Origin of the sequence: Stenotrophomonas sp. Iso1, from assembly GCF_027497995.1 — a bacterium.
GTDB lineage: Bacteria > Pseudomonadota > Gammaproteobacteria > Xanthomonadales > Xanthomonadaceae > Stenotrophomonas.
The window spans coordinates 804,687-820,665 of sequence record NZ_JAODBT010000001.1 but is presented as its reverse complement, the minus strand read 5'-3'; the positions used below and the strand labels follow the sequence as shown (position 1 = coordinate 820,665).

The window sequence follows — 15,979 nt, the reverse complement described above, 5'->3', positions numbered from 1 at the left end:
TCGCCGCGCTCAATCGATCTCCAATCACGTTCGCGTTCCTTCGCAGAGAGAGCCCATTGGCAGCTACCTGCCCGCTCAATTGCTGTTCCCGCTACTGACACGAAGGGTGTGTTCAGCCCTTCCGCCGTAGTCGTTGATGCTTGAGAAGCGCACCGCGTCGGTACTCGCAGGCACAGTGAACTCCAGGCTCTGCCGCGGCAGAACCATTTTTCCCTTGTCATCGATCATTTTCTCGGTGCTGCCACTCACCGCATGGACTTCGACCAACGTGACATGGAAGCCCGTTGGGTTCTCCACACGCAGGCGCTCACCGGTACGGCTCCAGCGCAGCGCCGCAGGGGCTTCGTTGGCTTGGCCCTGTAAATCCTTTGGGCGATAGAACACCTTCAGCCGCGAGCGGAACGCCACCTGCAGGAAATTCTGGTCTTCATCACCGGCCTGTTCGGGCGTCGGCGGCACGTCCAGCACGTTGAGCCAGAACAACGACTCGCGATCCGTCGGCAGATCGGCGCCCGAGAAAATCAACCGCAACGCTTGGCTGCGGCCCGGCTCCACGCGCGCAATCGGCGGCGTCAACACGAACGGGGCATCGCTGTTCTCCGGCGTCTGTTCCGGATCACCGTTGTCAATCCATGCCTGCACCAACGACGGTGCTTGACCATCGTTAGTTACCTGCACGGTGACTTCACGCGCCTGCGCCGGGTAGATCACACGCGTACCGTTGATCACCACACCGGCCACTGCGTCAACACATGGCAGCAACGCCAGCATCATCACAAGCAGTGCTTTGACAGGAGAAACAATCATTCTTTGCACCCGTTCTGTAACGGAATTTCGAACGAATGGCCGGCGCTGCTTCAACCGGCCACCGTTGTCGACAACGATCAGTTGTAGATGATCGTGTACTTCACGCTGCTGCTGACTTCACCGGCGGTGGAAGCTGCGGTGGCGTAGTACTCAGCAAAGTAGTTCAGGTTGGCGCTGCCATCAGCAGCCACGGTCACCCATTGCGAGTTCGCCTGCGCGCCGCCAGCACCGGTGGCCAACACCGGCAGAAACTGGTTGTTGGAACCCAGCAGCTGCAGCTGCACATTGGTCGCCGGGGTCGCGGTGGCCTGGTTCAACAAGCGGCCCGTTGCGAAATCGATGGTTGCGCCCGGCTCGAAGTACGTGGCCACATCACCTGCGCTGCACCCGGTAAGGTTGATCGAGAACGGCGTACGGCCGGCCGTCGCACCGGCCGCAGGGAAACGGTCGGCAGGGTGACAACCTGGTCGACGCCGCCCACGGTGGCGATGGTGCAGGTCTTGTCGGTGACCAGGCCATTGAAGGTGATGGTGCCGTCAGCTGCATTGGCGGCCAACGGTGCGACTGCCAGCAGCAGAACCGCGAAATGATTGATCGTGCGCATGCTTGTATCTAACCCCACTGAAATTTAGTTGTGAGGAGTGAACAAGGAGTTGCTCTCGTACCGCCAAATCGTCCTTGCGCCACACCTTCGAGGGGAACCGCACAGCGGCGAATTCCGTGGAGCAAGCCTAGGTGTAAATGTGACGTGCGTCATAAAACGCATTTTGCTGACAAACTTTGACAGGCGCCGATCAACGCGCTAGCCGAGCAACTGAAGTCCGATTGCTTGCCCTGACTGAATCCCTGCAGGGACGGGTACACATGTGCAGCATGGCGACGCATCAGCGAAGCCGGATGCTCCGTCACAATTCGTTCGTGACAGCCTGCACGGATCCATACATCCACTCTTGGAGAGCGCTGTTTTACGCGCCTACTGGCACCTCCGAAAAGACGTGGGAAATGCCATGAAAACCAGCCAAGTTCTGTGTGCGGCTCTGCTTTCAGTGAGTGCATTTGTGGCACATGCCGATAGCGGCAGTGTGCGCTTCAGCGGACGTGTCGTTGACCCGGGTTGTTCACCCCGATTGAGCACGTCGCAGGAACTGCATCTTGAAGCCTGCCCGGTTGCGGCGAAGGGCCTGCATGTTTCTGCCGGCACGCCGATCAACGGCCCTTCGCTGCTTCAACAGGCCGCCAGATCACCCATGCTGTCTTCGCGCACCGCGGGTACAGACGGTCATACTTTTTCTGACCGCTACCAACTCCAACCGCGCCAAAGCGGCGCCTACCTGGTGGTCATCGACTACCCGTGAGGCAACCCACACGCTTTCGCCCTCACGCAACGCAGAACAACGTGCAGGCGTTCTCTGTACGGGTTACCAGTGCGCCGCAAGGCGATACAGCCAAAACGGCGCCTGCCCCCTTCAGAGCTGGACGATAAACGAGGCATGACGGCAAGCGCTCATACGCCCAATACGCCACACAGCGCGTCTGCTTGCCTTCATGGCGACAGACGCTTCGCAGGTACCGTTAACTGTACCCACGCAACAACAGACAGTTCGCAGGCAACAGCCGCAGCGTGATTCCACGCATCAACCGAGCGGTTGGGATCTGAAGCGATTCACTCGCCTTCCGGTACCGGCACCTGGAACACCTGCCGCAGATAAGCCAGATAGCCCGGGTCATCACACATGCTCTTGCCCGGCGAATCACTCAGTTTGGCCACTGGCTGGCCGTTACAGCGGACCATCTTGATAACGATGTTCAGCGGCGTCGGGCCCAGATCATTGGTGAGGTGCGTGCCCACGCCAAACGCCACCTGGCAGCGACCGCGGAAGTAATCGAACAACTGCATCACCTTCTCGATATTCAAGCCATCACTGAACACCAGAATCTTGCTGGACGGGTCGGTGCGGTTGGCCTTGAAGTGCGCCAGCATGCGGTCGCCCCAGTTGAAGGGGTCGCCGGAGTCATGCCGCACGCCATCGAACAACTTGCAGAAGTAGGCATCGAAATCACGCAGGAACGCATCCAGCCCGACCACGTCGGCCAAGGCAATGCCCAGATCGCCACGGTATTCGCGCGCCCACGACTCCAGCGCCGCCACCTGCGAATCCAGCAGGCGCGGCCCCAAGGCCTGGAATGCCTGCAAGTATTCGTGCGCCATGGTGCCGTGCGGCGTCATACCGTACATGCGGGCGAAATAGACATTGCTGGTACCGACAAACTGCGAACCCAGCGCATCGCGCAGCATCGGCAACATCGTGCCATGCCATTGCCGTGAGTAACGCCGGCGGGTGCCGTAATCGGCGATGCGGCATTCCTCGAAGCCGGGCGTGTCTCGCAACAGCGCTGTCTTGGCCTGCAAGCGCCGCTCGCCCTCGCTGAAATCGGTGCTGCCGGTGTTGCGGAACCACACCTCATTGATGATCGCTAACAGCGGCACTTCAAACATGATGGTGTGCAGCCACGGGCCAGTGATGTCCAGTTCGATCTCACCCGGCACCGTCTGCGACGCACGCAACGTGATGTACTTGCGGTCCAGGTGGAACAGGCCGAGGAAGTCCACGAAATCCGGCTTCACGAACCGCAGCCGACGCATGTATTCCAGCTCCTCGCGAGAGAAGCGCAGGCTGCACAGGTGATCGATCTCGGCGTTGATCTCGTCCAGATAGCGCGCCAGTGCGATGCCCGGCGTACGGCACTTGAACCGGTACTGGACGATGGCACCGGGGTACTGATGCAGCACCGCCTGCATCATCGTGAACTTGTAGAGGTCGGTGTCGAGCAGGGATTGGATGATCATGTGCCGCATTATGCGCTGCCGGCGATATCTGCCATGCGAAGGCGGGGCACCTTGTTCACCCTCCATGGCAGCCGTGTGTGCGCCGCTTCTGCGGCCCCAGCCGCCCCTGACGATCTAGCGCAGCAACAAGCGCGGCACCTGCAATGCAGCGTGCGCCCAGATGGCACACCACACGCCGGCGCGCACCGGCAGGCTGCGCTGTGGGGCTTCGAATTTCTGGAAGTAACGCCACAAGCCACGGTGCTTGTGCCACTCCACAAAGAATGGCCGTGAGCGGCTGGATACGCCGCGCACGTGCACCACCTGCAGCGCATTGGCGATGGCGACGATGGCGCCGGCATCGCGCGCGCGACGGCACAGGTCCAGATCCTCGGCGTGCAGGCGGTAGCCATTGTCCCAGCCGCCCAAACGCACGAACAGACTGCGCGGCATCAGCAGCAATGCACCGGACAACGCCTGCACCCGCTGCAGTGGCACTGAATGATCCACCGGCACCGCAAGCCGTGAGCCCGCGCCGGGGCGCCGCAGCATGGCGGCAAAATCCGGGTCGCGACGGCGTACCGCTGTGTCTGCGTTGCCCTGTTCGTCAACCTGCTCCACGCCCAGCAGGCAATCGCCCAGTGGGCGCCCCAGGTCACGTAATTGTGCGAGCGTCTGGGCTTCCACCATCAGGTCCGGATTGATGAAGGCCAACCATGGCGCACTGCAGTCATCCGCGCCCTGGTTGCAGGCGGTAGCGAAGCCTGGATTGTCGGGGTTGGCAATGAAACGCACCCGCGCATCGGCCAGGGCATGACGCTGGGCAATCTCTACCGAGCCATCACTGGAACTGTTGTCCACCACGCGGATCTCACTTACATCCTGGGCGGCACGCAGGCGCAACAGGCAGTCGTCCAGCGTGCTCGCGCTCTGGTAGCTGACAACAACAACGGCAATCGAATCGCTCACACCTGCTCCGCACCTGGAAGAGAGCCGCAGGCTTCAAAGAGGTCGCGCTGGGCTTGCGGCATTATCGCCTGCCCGCACAGCGTCTGCAGGTGCTCACGGTGAGCACGCAACGGGTCGTCCATCAAAAAACCGGCAAGCCGTGCCGTCCAATTGGGCCAGCGATTGGCCAGCACATCCATGTCGCCCTCGGCCAGCCGCCCTTCTTGCTGGCGGCCGACGAAGGCGTTGTCGCAAAGCACATTGCGCCAGCCCAGCCCGGACATGCGCAGGCTCAAATCCACCAGCGCGGCGTACCACGAGCTGTAGCTGTGAATGTCCAACCCACCCGCGCGACGTCGCGCGCTACCGCGGATCAGCACCGCATGCGTCACCGCAGAGGGCAGCTCCGGCTGCAGCAAGGGCATGGCCGACAGCGCCTGCGTCAGCCGCAACGGGTCCGATGGCAACGCATTCACCTCACCTACCCGCGGCCAGGCCACGGCTTCGCCGGCATTGCTCCACGGCGTGGCAGTGGCGATGGAGGCATCGCGCGCAAGACAGGCCTGCAACTGCTGCAGCCAGCCCGGCATCGGCACGCTGTCCGGGGCCAGCACCGCAACATCCAGCCCATCGCAGGCCCGCAGCATTTCATCCAGGTGCGCCGCCTCACCGAGCGACCGGGCGCGCCGGGTGTACTCGGCCTGCAGTGCGGTCTGCGCCAGCCAGTGTTCCACCACGGCCTGCGCACGCGGCCCGGCCTGTGCATCGTCGGCCAGCCAGATCGACGTGCCGGCCGGCGTGGTTTGATCCAACGCGGCAAGGCAGCGATCCAATGCGTCATCGTCCACGCCCAACGGCAGCAACACGATCACTTCCACCCCCTTCCGTCCAGATCAAGCGCACTGGTCAGTGTGCGCTCCGGCATGCATCACGGTTTCTTTTTCGGTGAATTGATCGGCTCCATCGCGCGGAACTTTTGGCTGTATTCGTCGGTGAGGTCACGCGCTTCCTGGCCGTTGCGAACGATGGTCGGGGTCAGCAGCACGATCACCTCCGTCCGCCGGCTGTTGCGGCTCTTGCTGCCAAACAGTGCGCCCAGCACCGGGATGCGGCTCAGCCCCGGTACACCGTTGTGACCATCGGTAGCGCTGTCGGTGATCAATCCGGCCATCATGATGGTGTCACCGCTCTGCACCGCCGCTTCGGTGGCCAGTTTGCGGGTGGAAATGCGGGGATTGCATGAGGTTTTCGACGGATCGCAGTTGGCCGGCACATCTGCGGCACTGCTCACTTCCTGCACCACATCCATGAACACCATGCCGTCGCGGGTCACGCGCGGCCGCACTTTCAGGATCACGCCGGTGTCGATGTACTGCACCTGGCTATAGGTGTTTTCACTCACGCCACCGGTATTCACCGACACCGTGTTGATCGGCACCTTGTCGCCCACGTTGAGCGTGGCCTCGGCGTTGTTGCGCACGAAGATGGACGGCGTCTGCAACAGGCGCAGGTCGGTCACCTTGTCCAACGCGCTCACCACTGCGGCGGCATTGCGACCGAGGAACGTCCAACCCAGTCCGCTGCCACCGGTAATGGCACCGGCATAGGTGCCCCAGATATCACGCCCGAGTGCGCTGGGCAGGCCGCCGCCGCCGGGGGCTGGCGCATTGACCGCATTCTCGAAGTACCAGTTGACGCCGTAGCTCAGCTCGCCGGTCAACGCCACCTCAGCAACCTGCGCCTCGATGTGGACCTGCAATGGCATCACGTCCAGCTTCTCGATCACCTCTTGGATCGAGCGCCAGGCCTGCGGCGTGGATCGCACCAACAAGGCGTTGGTTTCCTCAACCGCCGACACACCCACCTGGTCGCCAGCCACTTCCAGACTGACGCTGATATTGCCCTGCTGCCGCTGCGGCAAACTCATGCTGCCTTCGTTGCTGCGGCCTGCCGACCCACTCTGACTGAGGCCATCCTGGCCAAGGCCATCCTGCGTGGTCGCGCTGCTGCTTTCCAGCTGCGACGGCACCGCGCCAGGTACCAGCGAGGCCGGCGTGTTATCGCGACTGCCCCGCGTAGCGTTGCCGGAACCGAATACTTCGGACAGACGTTCGGCCAGATCCTTTGCCTTGATGTATTTCAGTTCATACGAGAACAAGCGCGCGGTGCCGCCGGCGCTGTCGATACGGTCCAGCCATTGCTGGATCTGGTCCAGGTAACGCGCCTGCGGGGTGATCACCAGCACCGCGTTGGCGTTCTCCAGCGGCATGAAACGGAACATGCCGGCGCTGGGCGTCTTGCTGCTTTCGCCGAACACTTTTTCCAGATCGCCGGCTACCTGCGCCGCACGCCCGGACTGCAACGGGAACACGCCTACCGACATGCCCGACAACCAATCCACATCGAAGATCTCGACCGTGCGCAGGTAGTTCTCAAGCTCAGTGCGCGTGCCGCCCAGGCTGATGACGTTGCGCGATGAATCGACCCCTACGATGGCATTTGGCCGGGCATAGGGCTCCAGCACCTTCTTCATTTCGCTGGCGGAGATGTACTGCAACGGCACGACGCGCACTTCGTAACCGCGTGCGGACGACGCCGGCGCGGTGCTTGGCGCGACCGTACCGGCGAGCGATTGGTCGGCGGGCACCACGTTGTAGCGGCCACCGCTGTAGATCAGCCGGGCGTTGTTCCAGCCCAGCACCATCTCCAGCAGGTTCAGCGCCTGCGCCGGCGACACCGGCTTGGGCGTGGCCAGCGTGACCGTGCCCTGCACGGTCGGGGCGATGACGTAGTTCTGCCCCAGCATGTCGCCAAGAATCGCCTTGGTGACGGCCTGCACCGACTCGCCTTCAAAGTTGAACACGGCGCTGCCGTTGCCCGCTGCGGACAACACCGGTGAGGGGGCGGACGCCGCGGCGCGGTTGATGACCGTGCCATTGCCACGGCGAATGACCGCGCGGCTCTGACCACTTTCGGTTTGCGGGTCGTCCACCGTTTCCAGCCCGCGGGTACGTGCAGGTTCACCCGCTGCGGGCGAGGCAACATCAGTGCCGCGCGCGTTGCGACGGATCTCCGGCACGGGCGTGGTTGCGCAACTGCTCAAGGCAGCAATCAGCAGGCTGATGGGAACTATGCGTGACGTCATGCGCTCACTCTATGGGTTCTGGCGGCCGGAGCCGCCGTTCTGGTTCTGTTGCGCCTGCCGGCGGCGGGCCTGGATGCGTTCGCGAATGGCTTGAATCTGGTCGACGCTGGGGGTTGCCGCCGTCTCGGCCGCAGGCGCGCTACTGGCCGGTGGAGGCACTGCAGTTGCGGTTGCTCCCGGCAGCGGCGGTGCACCCTCGCCCTTCGCCGCCGGACCGCCACTGAACACCTCCAACTCCAGGTTGAGCGTGCCCGATGGCCCGCTGACCACGGCGCTGCGAGGCTGCAGCGACAGCAGTTGCCAACCGTCCTGTGGCTCGCCACCGACGCGCAAGCGCAGTGATCGCCCCTGATCTGTCGTGAGCGTGGCCATTTCCAACTCCGGTGTCATCAACACGCCGCTCAATCGCACCGTACCGACAGCAGCCTGCTCGCCTTCGCCCATGACAAAAGGATGCGGACGACGGTCGCTTGCGAACAAGGGGCGTGCCAGCGCCTCGCTGTTGTCTGCGGCGCGCGTGTCAGCGGCATCGGCCGAGGGGACGGCAGGCAGTGCCGGCAGCTGGGTCGATACGGGTGCGGCGCCGATGCGGCTCCCCAGGCCAAACAGGGTGGCCGCCCATACTGCCAGCGCCCACGCGCCGACAGCGACCAGCAACCAGGTGCGCAGGCCGGCAATGTCATTGCGCATCGGTCAACTCCGTTGCAGGCACGTTGGTGCCCGGTCGCAGATAGCCACTGAGTTCAAAGCTCACATCCAGGCCGTTGCCCGCTTCCGGTGCGGCCGCCGACGCAAGGATGTCCAGGCGATCCACGCGCAGCTGCGGCGCGCCGGTTTCCAATACTTGCAGGACAGTCATCCATTCGTTCATGCCACAACGCAATCGCGCCTGCACCGCAACGCGCACAAAGCGGCCACTGGTATCGGCCGGCAGCGGCGAACGGTCACTGATGGCGCAACTACGGTTGTCGGGGCTGGCCTGACGCGCGGCTTCTTCCAACCGCTGCACCAGCCGCGACGTGGCCAACTCGGCCGATCCTTCGGGCATGAATCCGGGTTGTTCGGCCAAGGCCTGTTGCGCCTGCTGCAGACGCTGCGCCACCTGCGGAGCCTGCTGCAATTGGATACCAATGCGTTGTTGGCGCTCCTGCAGGCTGTTGATCTGTGCATCCACCGCCAGCATCGGCTGCGTCCACAGCGGGTGCACGACAACCAGGTACACCACGCCGATCACGGCAAGCAGCAGGCCCAAGGCCAGCCAGCGGTCACGGCGCGTGGGCTGCGGCGTCATTGGCGGCCTCCTGTCGGGGTGCCAGCAGTTCGGCGGTCAAGGTGAAACGTTCGCGCTTGCTGCCACCACCGGCCTGCAGCACGCCGGTCAATGAGGGCGACTTCCACAAGTGGGAGCCTTCCAGTTTGGAGACCAGCGATGACGCGCTGCCACTCATGCCGATCAACTGCAGACGACCATCTTCGATGGAGAGTTTTTCCAGCCAGGTGTCATCGTCGAGCAGACGACTGAGTTCGTTGATGACCTCGGTGGCGGTGGGCCGCTGTGCACGCTGTGCAGCAAAGAAGGCATGCCCGTCGACCAGATCCTGTAGCTGCTGGCGTTGCGCGGCCACCGCACGGGCGCGGACAGCCGTGGCCTCGACCTGTGTCGCCAATTGCGCGGCAGCCATGCGCCGGTTGTCCAGCAATTGCCACCCGGCCAGCACCAGCATCACCAGCGCCCCCAGCAACAGCATGCGGTTGAGGCGACGCATGGGGTCCTGCCGATGCCGCCGCTGCGCGGGCGGCAACAGATTCACACCCAGTGGCGTGCCATCTGCGGTGGCGACATCCACGCCATCGAGCTGGGCCAGCCAAGCGTCACGGGGTGACAGCAGCGATTCGATGAGCTGACGCGGGGCAACCACCAACTCGGCATCCAACTGCCCGTCGCTGCGGCGACCGAGCAGACGCACGTCGAAATACACTTGGTCAGCGCTGAAAGGCGTTTGCCGGTCAATTTCGAAACCCAGGACGTCACGCAGCCGCGCTTCGGCAGCAGCGGGCAAACGCATGGGCTTGCGCAGCACCGCCGGCGCGGGCAGCAACGCAAAGCGGGGCAGATTGGCCTCGCGGGCTGGCAAGGTCGTATCCAGCACCTGCGGGCCGGACTGCTCCGGCAACAAGGCCAGCGGCCGTAGCTGGCCTTCGTATGCATGCAGCACTTCGATGCGGCCGCCCTGTGGCGACAGCAGCAGGCGTGCATCCGACAAGCCGAGCAGCGCCTGCCAGCGCAGTGGCAACCACGACAGCAATGCGCACTTCCACCACGCCCAGAAGCCATCAGCTCCCGGTGCGATGCGTGCCCCCCACTGCCCCAGTCTTTCGCGCAACGCCGTCATCTCGCTACCGCTCCCTGTTCCCACCGTAACACTGTGTACGCTGTACCCTGCGCGCCTTCCGGGGCCAGCCGGACCACACCGCGCAACACCGCCACGCGTCCGTTCCCCAGCTGCACCCGGCTGTCGACACTATAAGTGCCGCTGCCTGCGACCATCGCCAACGGTGGAGTCTGGCCGATCCCACCAGCGGCGTCTTCCCGCTCGCGCTGTGCAATCACCAGAGCCGCATCCATGCCCAACGCGGTCAGTACCGGTGCGGCGGCGAAACGCGGATTGGGCCGGCCGCTGCCGTACACCGTCACCAGGGGCGCCAACTGCGCGTACAGCGCAGCGTCCATACCGAGCAGGCGTTGCAGCTCGCCAATGCTGTCAAAGCGTGCGTTCTTGGCGCCGTAAGGGTAGCCGGCCGCTGCGTAATCCGCGTTTTCGGCACCGCCACTGGGTTGCTTCAAGTCGTCGGTATCGCGCCAATCAAGGATGGCACCGGCCACCTGAGTGACGCGCGCCGGCTCCACCCTCAGGGCACGCAACACGCCTTCCAGCAAAGGGCGATCGGCCTGATTCAAATCGACCTTGCCGGTTTCATCGACGATGCGCAGGTCTACGCTGCGTTCGGCAAACTGCCAGCGATAGCGGCGCCCATCGGCCGCCCAGCTGGGTTGCGTGGGCGTGGCGCGCATCCGCGACAAGGCGTAATCGATGCCCGCATGAGCGACCTGCTGGCCGCCGCTGAGCTCAGCGGTCACCCGCCCCTGCATGTATTCCACCCGCGCACTCAACGCGAATGCTCCCACCGTCGCGGCCAGCAACGCGATCATCCACAGCACCAGCACCAAGGCCGCGCCACGCATGTTCATCGCCAACTCCCCGGCGCGCCCTGTTGCGGTAGTGCAACCAGCAGCGGCGGCCAAGCTGCGCCCTTGGCCGGCATCACTTCGATGGAAACCCATTGCGGCATGCGCCCGGGGACCTGCCATTTCGGTTGCCAATCCGTGAGCTTGTTGGTGCTTGGATCGATGCCGCGATAACGCAGGCGTACCTGCCTGAGTTCATCGGCCAGCAGCTCCATGCCGCGCGGCGGGGTTTCCTGCACTTGCTGGCCAGCCTGCAGCAAGGTCAGGCCGATCTTCAGTTGCTTTGCCTCACCTTGGCCACTGACTTCCAGCGTATGCACATAGGGCCCGCCACGGCCGAGGTAGTCGGGGACATCGGCGATGAAGCTCATGCGTTGGGCGTCGCCCATGAACACGGTAGCGGCGCCGCTGATGTTGTCGGTTTCCATTGGCAATGGCATGGCCGACGCGAGGCGCCGCCGCAGGAAACCTTCCACACCGCGCATGCGTTCGTTGTGGCTGGCGATGGCCTCACCGCGCGTACTGATGGCCAGCGTCGAGCGCACGATGGCGAACGCCAGCGCCATGCCGGCAGCCAGCAACACGGTCGCCAACAACACTTCAATCAACGTGAAGCCGCGCATGGAAGATGCCGGCCGGTTCATGGCGCGGCCCCGGCACCGGCGTCCGAACGTAAGCGCAACGTGCGCCAACGCAGTTGCTCCTGTGCGCTTTCACCCCAGCGCACCTGCAAATCCAGCTGCCACAAACGCGAGCCGGCCTGTCGCGGCTCCACATAGGGTGCCACCTGCAATGACCAACGGTAACGACCCTTTTCCCATTCGCCCTGCAGCTTGCCCGCTGCCAGTGGTGCGTCCATGCCAACCGTGGCCAGCAACGATTCGGCATGCAATGCCGCGCGACCTTGGTCATCGGCTATCCGCACCTGACGTGCGGCGCCGGACAGGCTGCCCAGCAGCAGCGTCGCCGCCAATGCCATCAATGCGAAAGCGACGATCACTTCGATCAACGAGTAGCCCCGCTGATGCCTCACGCGCCATCACCACGTAGCGGACCGGAGCGCACTTCACCGGTGATCCAGCCAATGTCGATACGCCACACCGCGGCTTTGGCAATCACGTCGATACGACCGCCAGTGGAGGCACCATCCTCAAAAAAGCGCACCACGCCCACATCACTGCGGGTCTGTACTTGCTGCGCGCCGGTGTAACGCAGCGACAACGTATCGGGTAGTTCGCCATGTCGCCCTTCCGGGCCCTGCCAACGGCGGGTGCGCATGTCCAACTCGAACTGCTGCGGGACGCCGGTAGCGATGGCACGGGTACGTGCAAAGCGCAGCTCAGCGGCCAGCGACTTGCCTGCCGAACGCAGGCGCATGCCCTCCAATCCACCGTTCATTGCCATCGCGGCCAGCAACGCGATGGCCGCGACCAAGGCAAGCACGAGCATCATTTCCAACAACGACACACCCGCCACCGCACCCTGCCGAAAGGGCGCGGTCGCCCGTACGGACACGCGGCGGAACATGGCAGGTGATGACGACATCAGGCTTACTCGTAGCGAATATCGGCGTTGTAACTGTCTCCGCCGGGTTGGCCATCCTTGCCCAGGCTGATCAGATCAAACGGGCGCCCTTCGCCGGGCGCGCGGTACTCAATGGAATGCCCCCATGGATCGTTGAACTCGGCAGGTTTGGCATACGGCCCCAGCCAACCGCTGCTGCCACCGGGCTGTGTAGCAAGCTCGTCGAGCTTGGTTGGCAAGCGTCCCGTGTCGAGTTGGAAGTTCTCAACCTTACCGGCCAGCGTCTGGATCTGGGTCTTGGCAAGGTTGGCTTTGCCACGGTCGGCACCGCCCAGTACGCGGCTACCCACCAACGTGAGCACCGCCCCGATCAGGACGATGACGATGATGATTTCCAGCAGGCTCATACCTGCCTGGCGCGCGCGTGAGACCGGTTGTTTCAGGGTTCGCTTCATAGGTTGCATCCTTGATTGCACGGAACGTTCAGCCAATGGCATTGGTCAGGTCGTACAGCGGCACCAACACCGCAATGATCACCACGCCCACCACCGAGGCCAATGCCAGTGTGATCACCGGCACCAGCGCTGCGAGCATGCGGTCGATGGCCCGGGCGCTTTCCTGCTCGAAGGTGTCGGCGGTCTTGAGCAGCATGTTTTCCAGCGTGCCGGACTCCTCGCCCACCTGCATCATCTGTTGCGCCAGGCGCGGGAAACGACCATTGCGACCAAGCGATGCCGCCAATCCTGCACCGTTCTTCACTGCCTCGGCCGCCTCGGCCACATCGGCGGACAAGGCACGATTTCCCAGCACGTTACGGGCGATACCCAGGCCTGCCAGCAGCGGCACGCCATTGCGCAGCAACGTGCCCAGCGTGCGCGTCAGCCGCGCCGTTTCCAGCTTGGCAACCAGACCCCCGACCATCGGCCGCCGTAGCAGCCAGCCATCGAAAGCCAGGCGAAAATCCTTATCGCGGCGCTTGCGTTCAATCCACAGCAATGCCGCGGCCGGCACCACCACAAACACCAGCCACCACTGCCGCACGAACAGCCCCGTTGCCAGCACCGCGCTGGTGAACCACGGCAAGGTGACATCCAGGCTTTCATACATCTGCGCGAACTGCGGCACCACATAGCCCAGCAGGAACAGCAACGCGCCGCCAACCACCAGCAACAGAATGGCCGGGTAGATCAGCGCATTGATCACGCGCGCCTTGAGTTCCTGGCTGCGCTCCAGATAGTCAGCCAGACGTTGCAGGGTTTCATGCAGGCTGCCTCCCGCTTCACCGGCGCGCACCATGTTGACGTACAGGCGCGAGAACAGACCGTGTTGGCGTTCCATCGCTTGTGACAATGGCGCGCCGCCACGTACCGCATCGCGGATATCGCCGATCACCCGTCGCGAACGCGCGTCTTCGGGTGTGTCCAACAGGATGGACAGCGAACGATCCAGTGGCTGGCCGGCACCGAGCAAAGTGGCCAGCTGTTGGGTGAACTGCACCAGTGCTGCGCCAGAGAACGGACGTTGCCGCCATTGCTTCCAACTCACCCCTTCCAATGCGGAACCAGTGGCAAGCTTCGTCTCCACGGGCAGATGCCCCTGCTCCTGCAGGCGCGCGATGACATCGGCGTCGCTGGCCGCGTCCATCTGCCCGTCCAGCATTTCGCCATGGGCGTCCAGTGCCTTGTAACGGTACAGCGGCATCAGCGCAGCGGCTCCCTGTGCAGGCGCTTGGTCATGCATCCTCCGTGACGCGCAGCACTTCTTCCAGCGTGGTCTCGCCACGCAATGCCTTGAGGATGCCGTCTTCGTACATGCTTCGCATGCCTGCGGCGCGCGCCAGTTGTTCGATCTCGCCCATGCCGGCTTTGCGCATCACGGCGTTGCGCAGGTCGTCATTCATCACCAGGAACTCAACGATGGTGGTACGCCCTTTGTAGCCGGTGGGCGCCACTGCCGAAGGCTGCGGGCGGTACAGGTAAATATCGCCGTGCGGTTGATGACGACGCAGGTTGAAACGTTCGATTTCTTCAGCAGACGCCGGGTAACGTTGCGCATGCGTTGGCTCCAACTTGCGCACCAGGCGCTGGGCGAGGATGCCGTTGATGGTGGAGGTGAGCAGGTAATCCTCCACGCCCATGTCCAACAGCCGGGTGATACCGCCCGCAGCGTTGTTGGTATGCAGCGTGGACAACACCAGGTGGCCGGTGAGCGCGGACTGGATGGCGATACGCGCGGTTTCCAAATCGCGCATTTCGCCGATCATGATGATGTCCGGATCCTGACGCACGATGCTGCGCAGTGCGTTGGCGAAATCCAGACCGATCTGCGGCTTGGCCTGGATCTGGTTGATGCCTTCCAGCTGGTACTCGACCGGATCTTCGACGGTGATGATCTTCACCTTGTCGGTGTTGAGCTGGCTAAGCGCCGTGTACAGGGTTGTGGTCTTGCCCGAGCCGGTGGGACCGGTGACCAGCAGAATGCCGTGCGGCTGGGTCAGCACCTTGCGGAACTGCGGCAGGAAATCCTCCGAAAAACCCAGCCGCTGGAAGTCAAACACCACCGCTTCGCGATCAAGCAAACGCATCACCACGCTCTCGCCATGCGCAGTGGGCATGGTGCTTACGCGCAGGTCCAGCTCCTTGCCCTGCACGCGCAGCATGATGCGGCCATCCTGCGGCAGGCGGCGTTCGGCGATGTTGAGCTTGGCCATGATCTTGATACGGCTGATCACCGCCGCGGTGAGGTTCACTGGCGGGCTCTCGCCGTCAATCAACACGCCATCAACGCGATAGCGCACCTTCAAACGGTTCTCGAAGGGCTCAATGTGGATGTCGGAGGCACGTAGCTCCACCGCACGCTGGATCACCAGGTTCACCAGCCGGATGACCGGCGCTTCGGAGGCCAGGTCGCGCAGATGCTCGATGTCATCCAGCGGCGCGGCTTCACTGTCGGCCGATTCCAGAATGGTGCCCATCGCGCTGCGGCCCTGACCGTGCCAGCGCTCGATCACTTCGTCCACCTCGCTGCGCAGACCGACCACCGGTGACACCTCGCAACCGGTTGCCAAGGCGATGGCATCGCGCGCGTACGTATCCTGCGGATCCACCATCCACAGCTGGATGCGGCCTTGGCGTTCGCCCAACGGCAATACCAGAAACTGTTTGAGAAAACGCAGCGGCATGGGCTCGGCGCCTTCCACCAGCTCTGGTGGCTGTTCGGGCAGTTCGCGGGCGGAGAGCAGGCGCAGGCCCAGCACTTTGGCACAGGCCACAGCGTGGTCACGTTCGGACACCAGCCCCAACCGGGCCAGCAGCACCAACAGGTCGCCAGCGGACTCCTGGTGCAACTGCCTGGCCCGCAGCAGATCGGCCTCCTTGAGGCCTCCTTGCGCCAGCAACTCGGCGACGATGTTGTCGACGGGCGTGGGTACACATTGGACATGGTGGGTTGCCGCGTTCACGCAATCCTCCTGTAAGTGTCG

The 15,979-nt window shown here is 63.6% G+C and carries 18 protein-coding genes; 1 reads left to right on the top strand and 17 read right to left on the bottom strand.

Annotation, left to right across the window (positions count from 1 at the left end):
- Positions 1–75 precede the first annotated feature (75 nt).
- From PAN08_RS03290 to PAN08_RS03280, 3 genes are all read right to left on the bottom strand, one after another.
- The gene (locus PAN08_RS03290; protein WP_269790120.1) at positions 76–807 is read right to left on the bottom strand and encodes a molecular chaperone; all 732 of its coding nucleotides are present in this window, start codon (positions 805–807) and stop codon (positions 76–78) included.
- Between the two features lie 77 nt (positions 808–884).
- Positions 885–1,208 carry a hypothetical protein gene (locus PAN08_RS03285; protein ID WP_269791152.1) on the bottom strand — a complete coding sequence of 108 codons (324 nt, stop codon included), beginning with the start codon at positions 1,206–1,208 and terminating at the stop codon, positions 885–887.
- Positions 1,121–1,411 carry a hypothetical protein gene (locus tag PAN08_RS03280; protein WP_269790119.1) on the bottom strand — a complete coding sequence of 97 codons (291 nt, stop codon included), beginning with the start codon at positions 1,409–1,411 and terminating at the stop codon, positions 1,121–1,123. The genes PAN08_RS03285 and PAN08_RS03280 overlap by 88 nt, the downstream gene beginning before the upstream one ends.
- Positions 1,412–1,814: 403 nt before the next feature.
- On the opposite strand from PAN08_RS03280, the gene PAN08_RS03275 reads away from it, so the two are divergent.
- Positions 1,815–2,162: a hypothetical protein gene (locus PAN08_RS03275; RefSeq protein WP_269790118.1), complete on the top strand. Its 348-nt coding sequence runs from the start codon at positions 1,815–1,817 to the stop codon at positions 2,160–2,162.
- A 308-nt stretch (positions 2,163–2,470) separates the two neighbouring features.
- Here the strand turns inward: PAN08_RS03275 and pncB are convergent, their stop codons facing one another.
- The 14 genes from pncB to gspE all read right to left on the bottom strand — a co-directional run bounded on the left by pncB (position 2,471) and on the right by gspE (position 15,958).
- Positions 2,471–3,655 (bottom strand): nicotinate phosphoribosyltransferase, encoded by a 1,185-nt coding sequence (gene pncB / locus PAN08_RS03270; RefSeq protein WP_269790117.1) that lies wholly within the window; start codon positions 3,653–3,655, stop codon positions 2,471–2,473.
- Between the two features lie 114 nt (positions 3,656–3,769).
- The gene (locus tag PAN08_RS03265; protein WP_269790116.1) at positions 3,770–4,603 is read right to left on the bottom strand and encodes a glycosyltransferase family 2 protein; all 834 of its coding nucleotides are present in this window, start codon (positions 4,601–4,603) and stop codon (positions 3,770–3,772) included.
- Complete coding sequence (locus PAN08_RS03260; RefSeq protein ID WP_269790115.1) at positions 4,600–5,460, bottom strand: glycosyltransferase; 861 nt, start codon at positions 5,458–5,460, stop codon at positions 4,600–4,602. Before PAN08_RS03260 ends, PAN08_RS03265 begins: the two co-directional genes overlap by 4 nt.
- 50 nt (positions 5,461–5,510) lie before the next feature.
- Positions 5,511–7,727, bottom strand: a complete 2,217-nt coding sequence (gene gspD / locus PAN08_RS03255; RefSeq protein ID WP_269790114.1) for a type II secretion system secretin GspD — start codon at positions 7,725–7,727, stop codon at positions 5,511–5,513.
- 9 nt (positions 7,728–7,736) lie between these two features.
- Positions 7,737–8,417 (bottom strand): general secretion pathway protein GspN, encoded by a 681-nt coding sequence (locus tag PAN08_RS03250; protein ID WP_269790113.1) that lies wholly within the window; start codon positions 8,415–8,417, stop codon positions 7,737–7,739.
- Positions 8,407–9,018: a type II secretion system protein GspM gene (gspM, locus tag PAN08_RS03245; protein WP_269790112.1), complete on the bottom strand. Its 612-nt coding sequence runs from the start codon at positions 9,016–9,018 to the stop codon at positions 8,407–8,409. Before gspM ends, PAN08_RS03250 begins: the two co-directional genes overlap by 11 nt.
- The gene (locus tag PAN08_RS03240) at positions 8,993–10,120 is read right to left on the bottom strand and encodes a PilN domain-containing protein (RefSeq protein ID WP_269790111.1); all 1,128 of its coding nucleotides are present in this window, start codon (positions 10,118–10,120) and stop codon (positions 8,993–8,995) included. The genes gspM and PAN08_RS03240 overlap by 26 nt, the downstream gene beginning before the upstream one ends.
- On the bottom strand, positions 10,117–10,977 hold the full coding sequence (locus PAN08_RS03235) for a type II secretion system protein GspK (protein ID WP_269790110.1): 861 nt from the start codon (positions 10,975–10,977) through the stop codon (positions 10,117–10,119). Before PAN08_RS03235 ends, PAN08_RS03240 begins: the two co-directional genes overlap by 4 nt.
- The gene (locus tag PAN08_RS03230; protein WP_269790109.1) at positions 10,974–11,618 is read right to left on the bottom strand and encodes a prepilin-type N-terminal cleavage/methylation domain-containing protein; all 645 of its coding nucleotides are present in this window, start codon (positions 11,616–11,618) and stop codon (positions 10,974–10,976) included. The genes PAN08_RS03235 and PAN08_RS03230 overlap by 4 nt, the downstream gene beginning before the upstream one ends.
- Positions 11,615–12,007: a prepilin-type N-terminal cleavage/methylation domain-containing protein gene (locus PAN08_RS03225; protein WP_269790108.1), complete on the bottom strand. Its 393-nt coding sequence runs from the start codon at positions 12,005–12,007 to the stop codon at positions 11,615–11,617. The genes PAN08_RS03230 and PAN08_RS03225 overlap by 4 nt, the downstream gene beginning before the upstream one ends.
- On the bottom strand, positions 12,004–12,426 hold the full coding sequence (locus PAN08_RS03220) for a GspH/FimT family pseudopilin (protein WP_269791151.1): 423 nt from the start codon (positions 12,424–12,426) through the stop codon (positions 12,004–12,006). The genes PAN08_RS03225 and PAN08_RS03220 overlap by 4 nt, the downstream gene beginning before the upstream one ends.
- A 98-nt stretch (positions 12,427–12,524) precedes the next feature.
- Positions 12,525–12,953 carry a type II secretion system major pseudopilin GspG gene (gene gspG, locus PAN08_RS03215; protein ID WP_269790107.1) on the bottom strand — a complete coding sequence of 143 codons (429 nt, stop codon included), beginning with the start codon at positions 12,951–12,953 and terminating at the stop codon, positions 12,525–12,527.
- A 28-nt stretch (positions 12,954–12,981) separates the two neighbouring features.
- On the bottom strand, positions 12,982–14,199 hold the full coding sequence (locus PAN08_RS03210) for a type II secretion system F family protein (RefSeq protein ID WP_269790106.1): 1,218 nt from the start codon (positions 14,197–14,199) through the stop codon (positions 12,982–12,984).
- A gap of 31 nt (positions 14,200–14,230) precedes the next feature.
- The gene (gene gspE, locus PAN08_RS03205; RefSeq protein WP_269790105.1) at positions 14,231–15,958 is read right to left on the bottom strand and encodes a type II secretion system ATPase GspE; all 1,728 of its coding nucleotides are present in this window, start codon (positions 15,956–15,958) and stop codon (positions 14,231–14,233) included.
- Positions 15,959–15,979 lie beyond the last annotated feature (21 nt).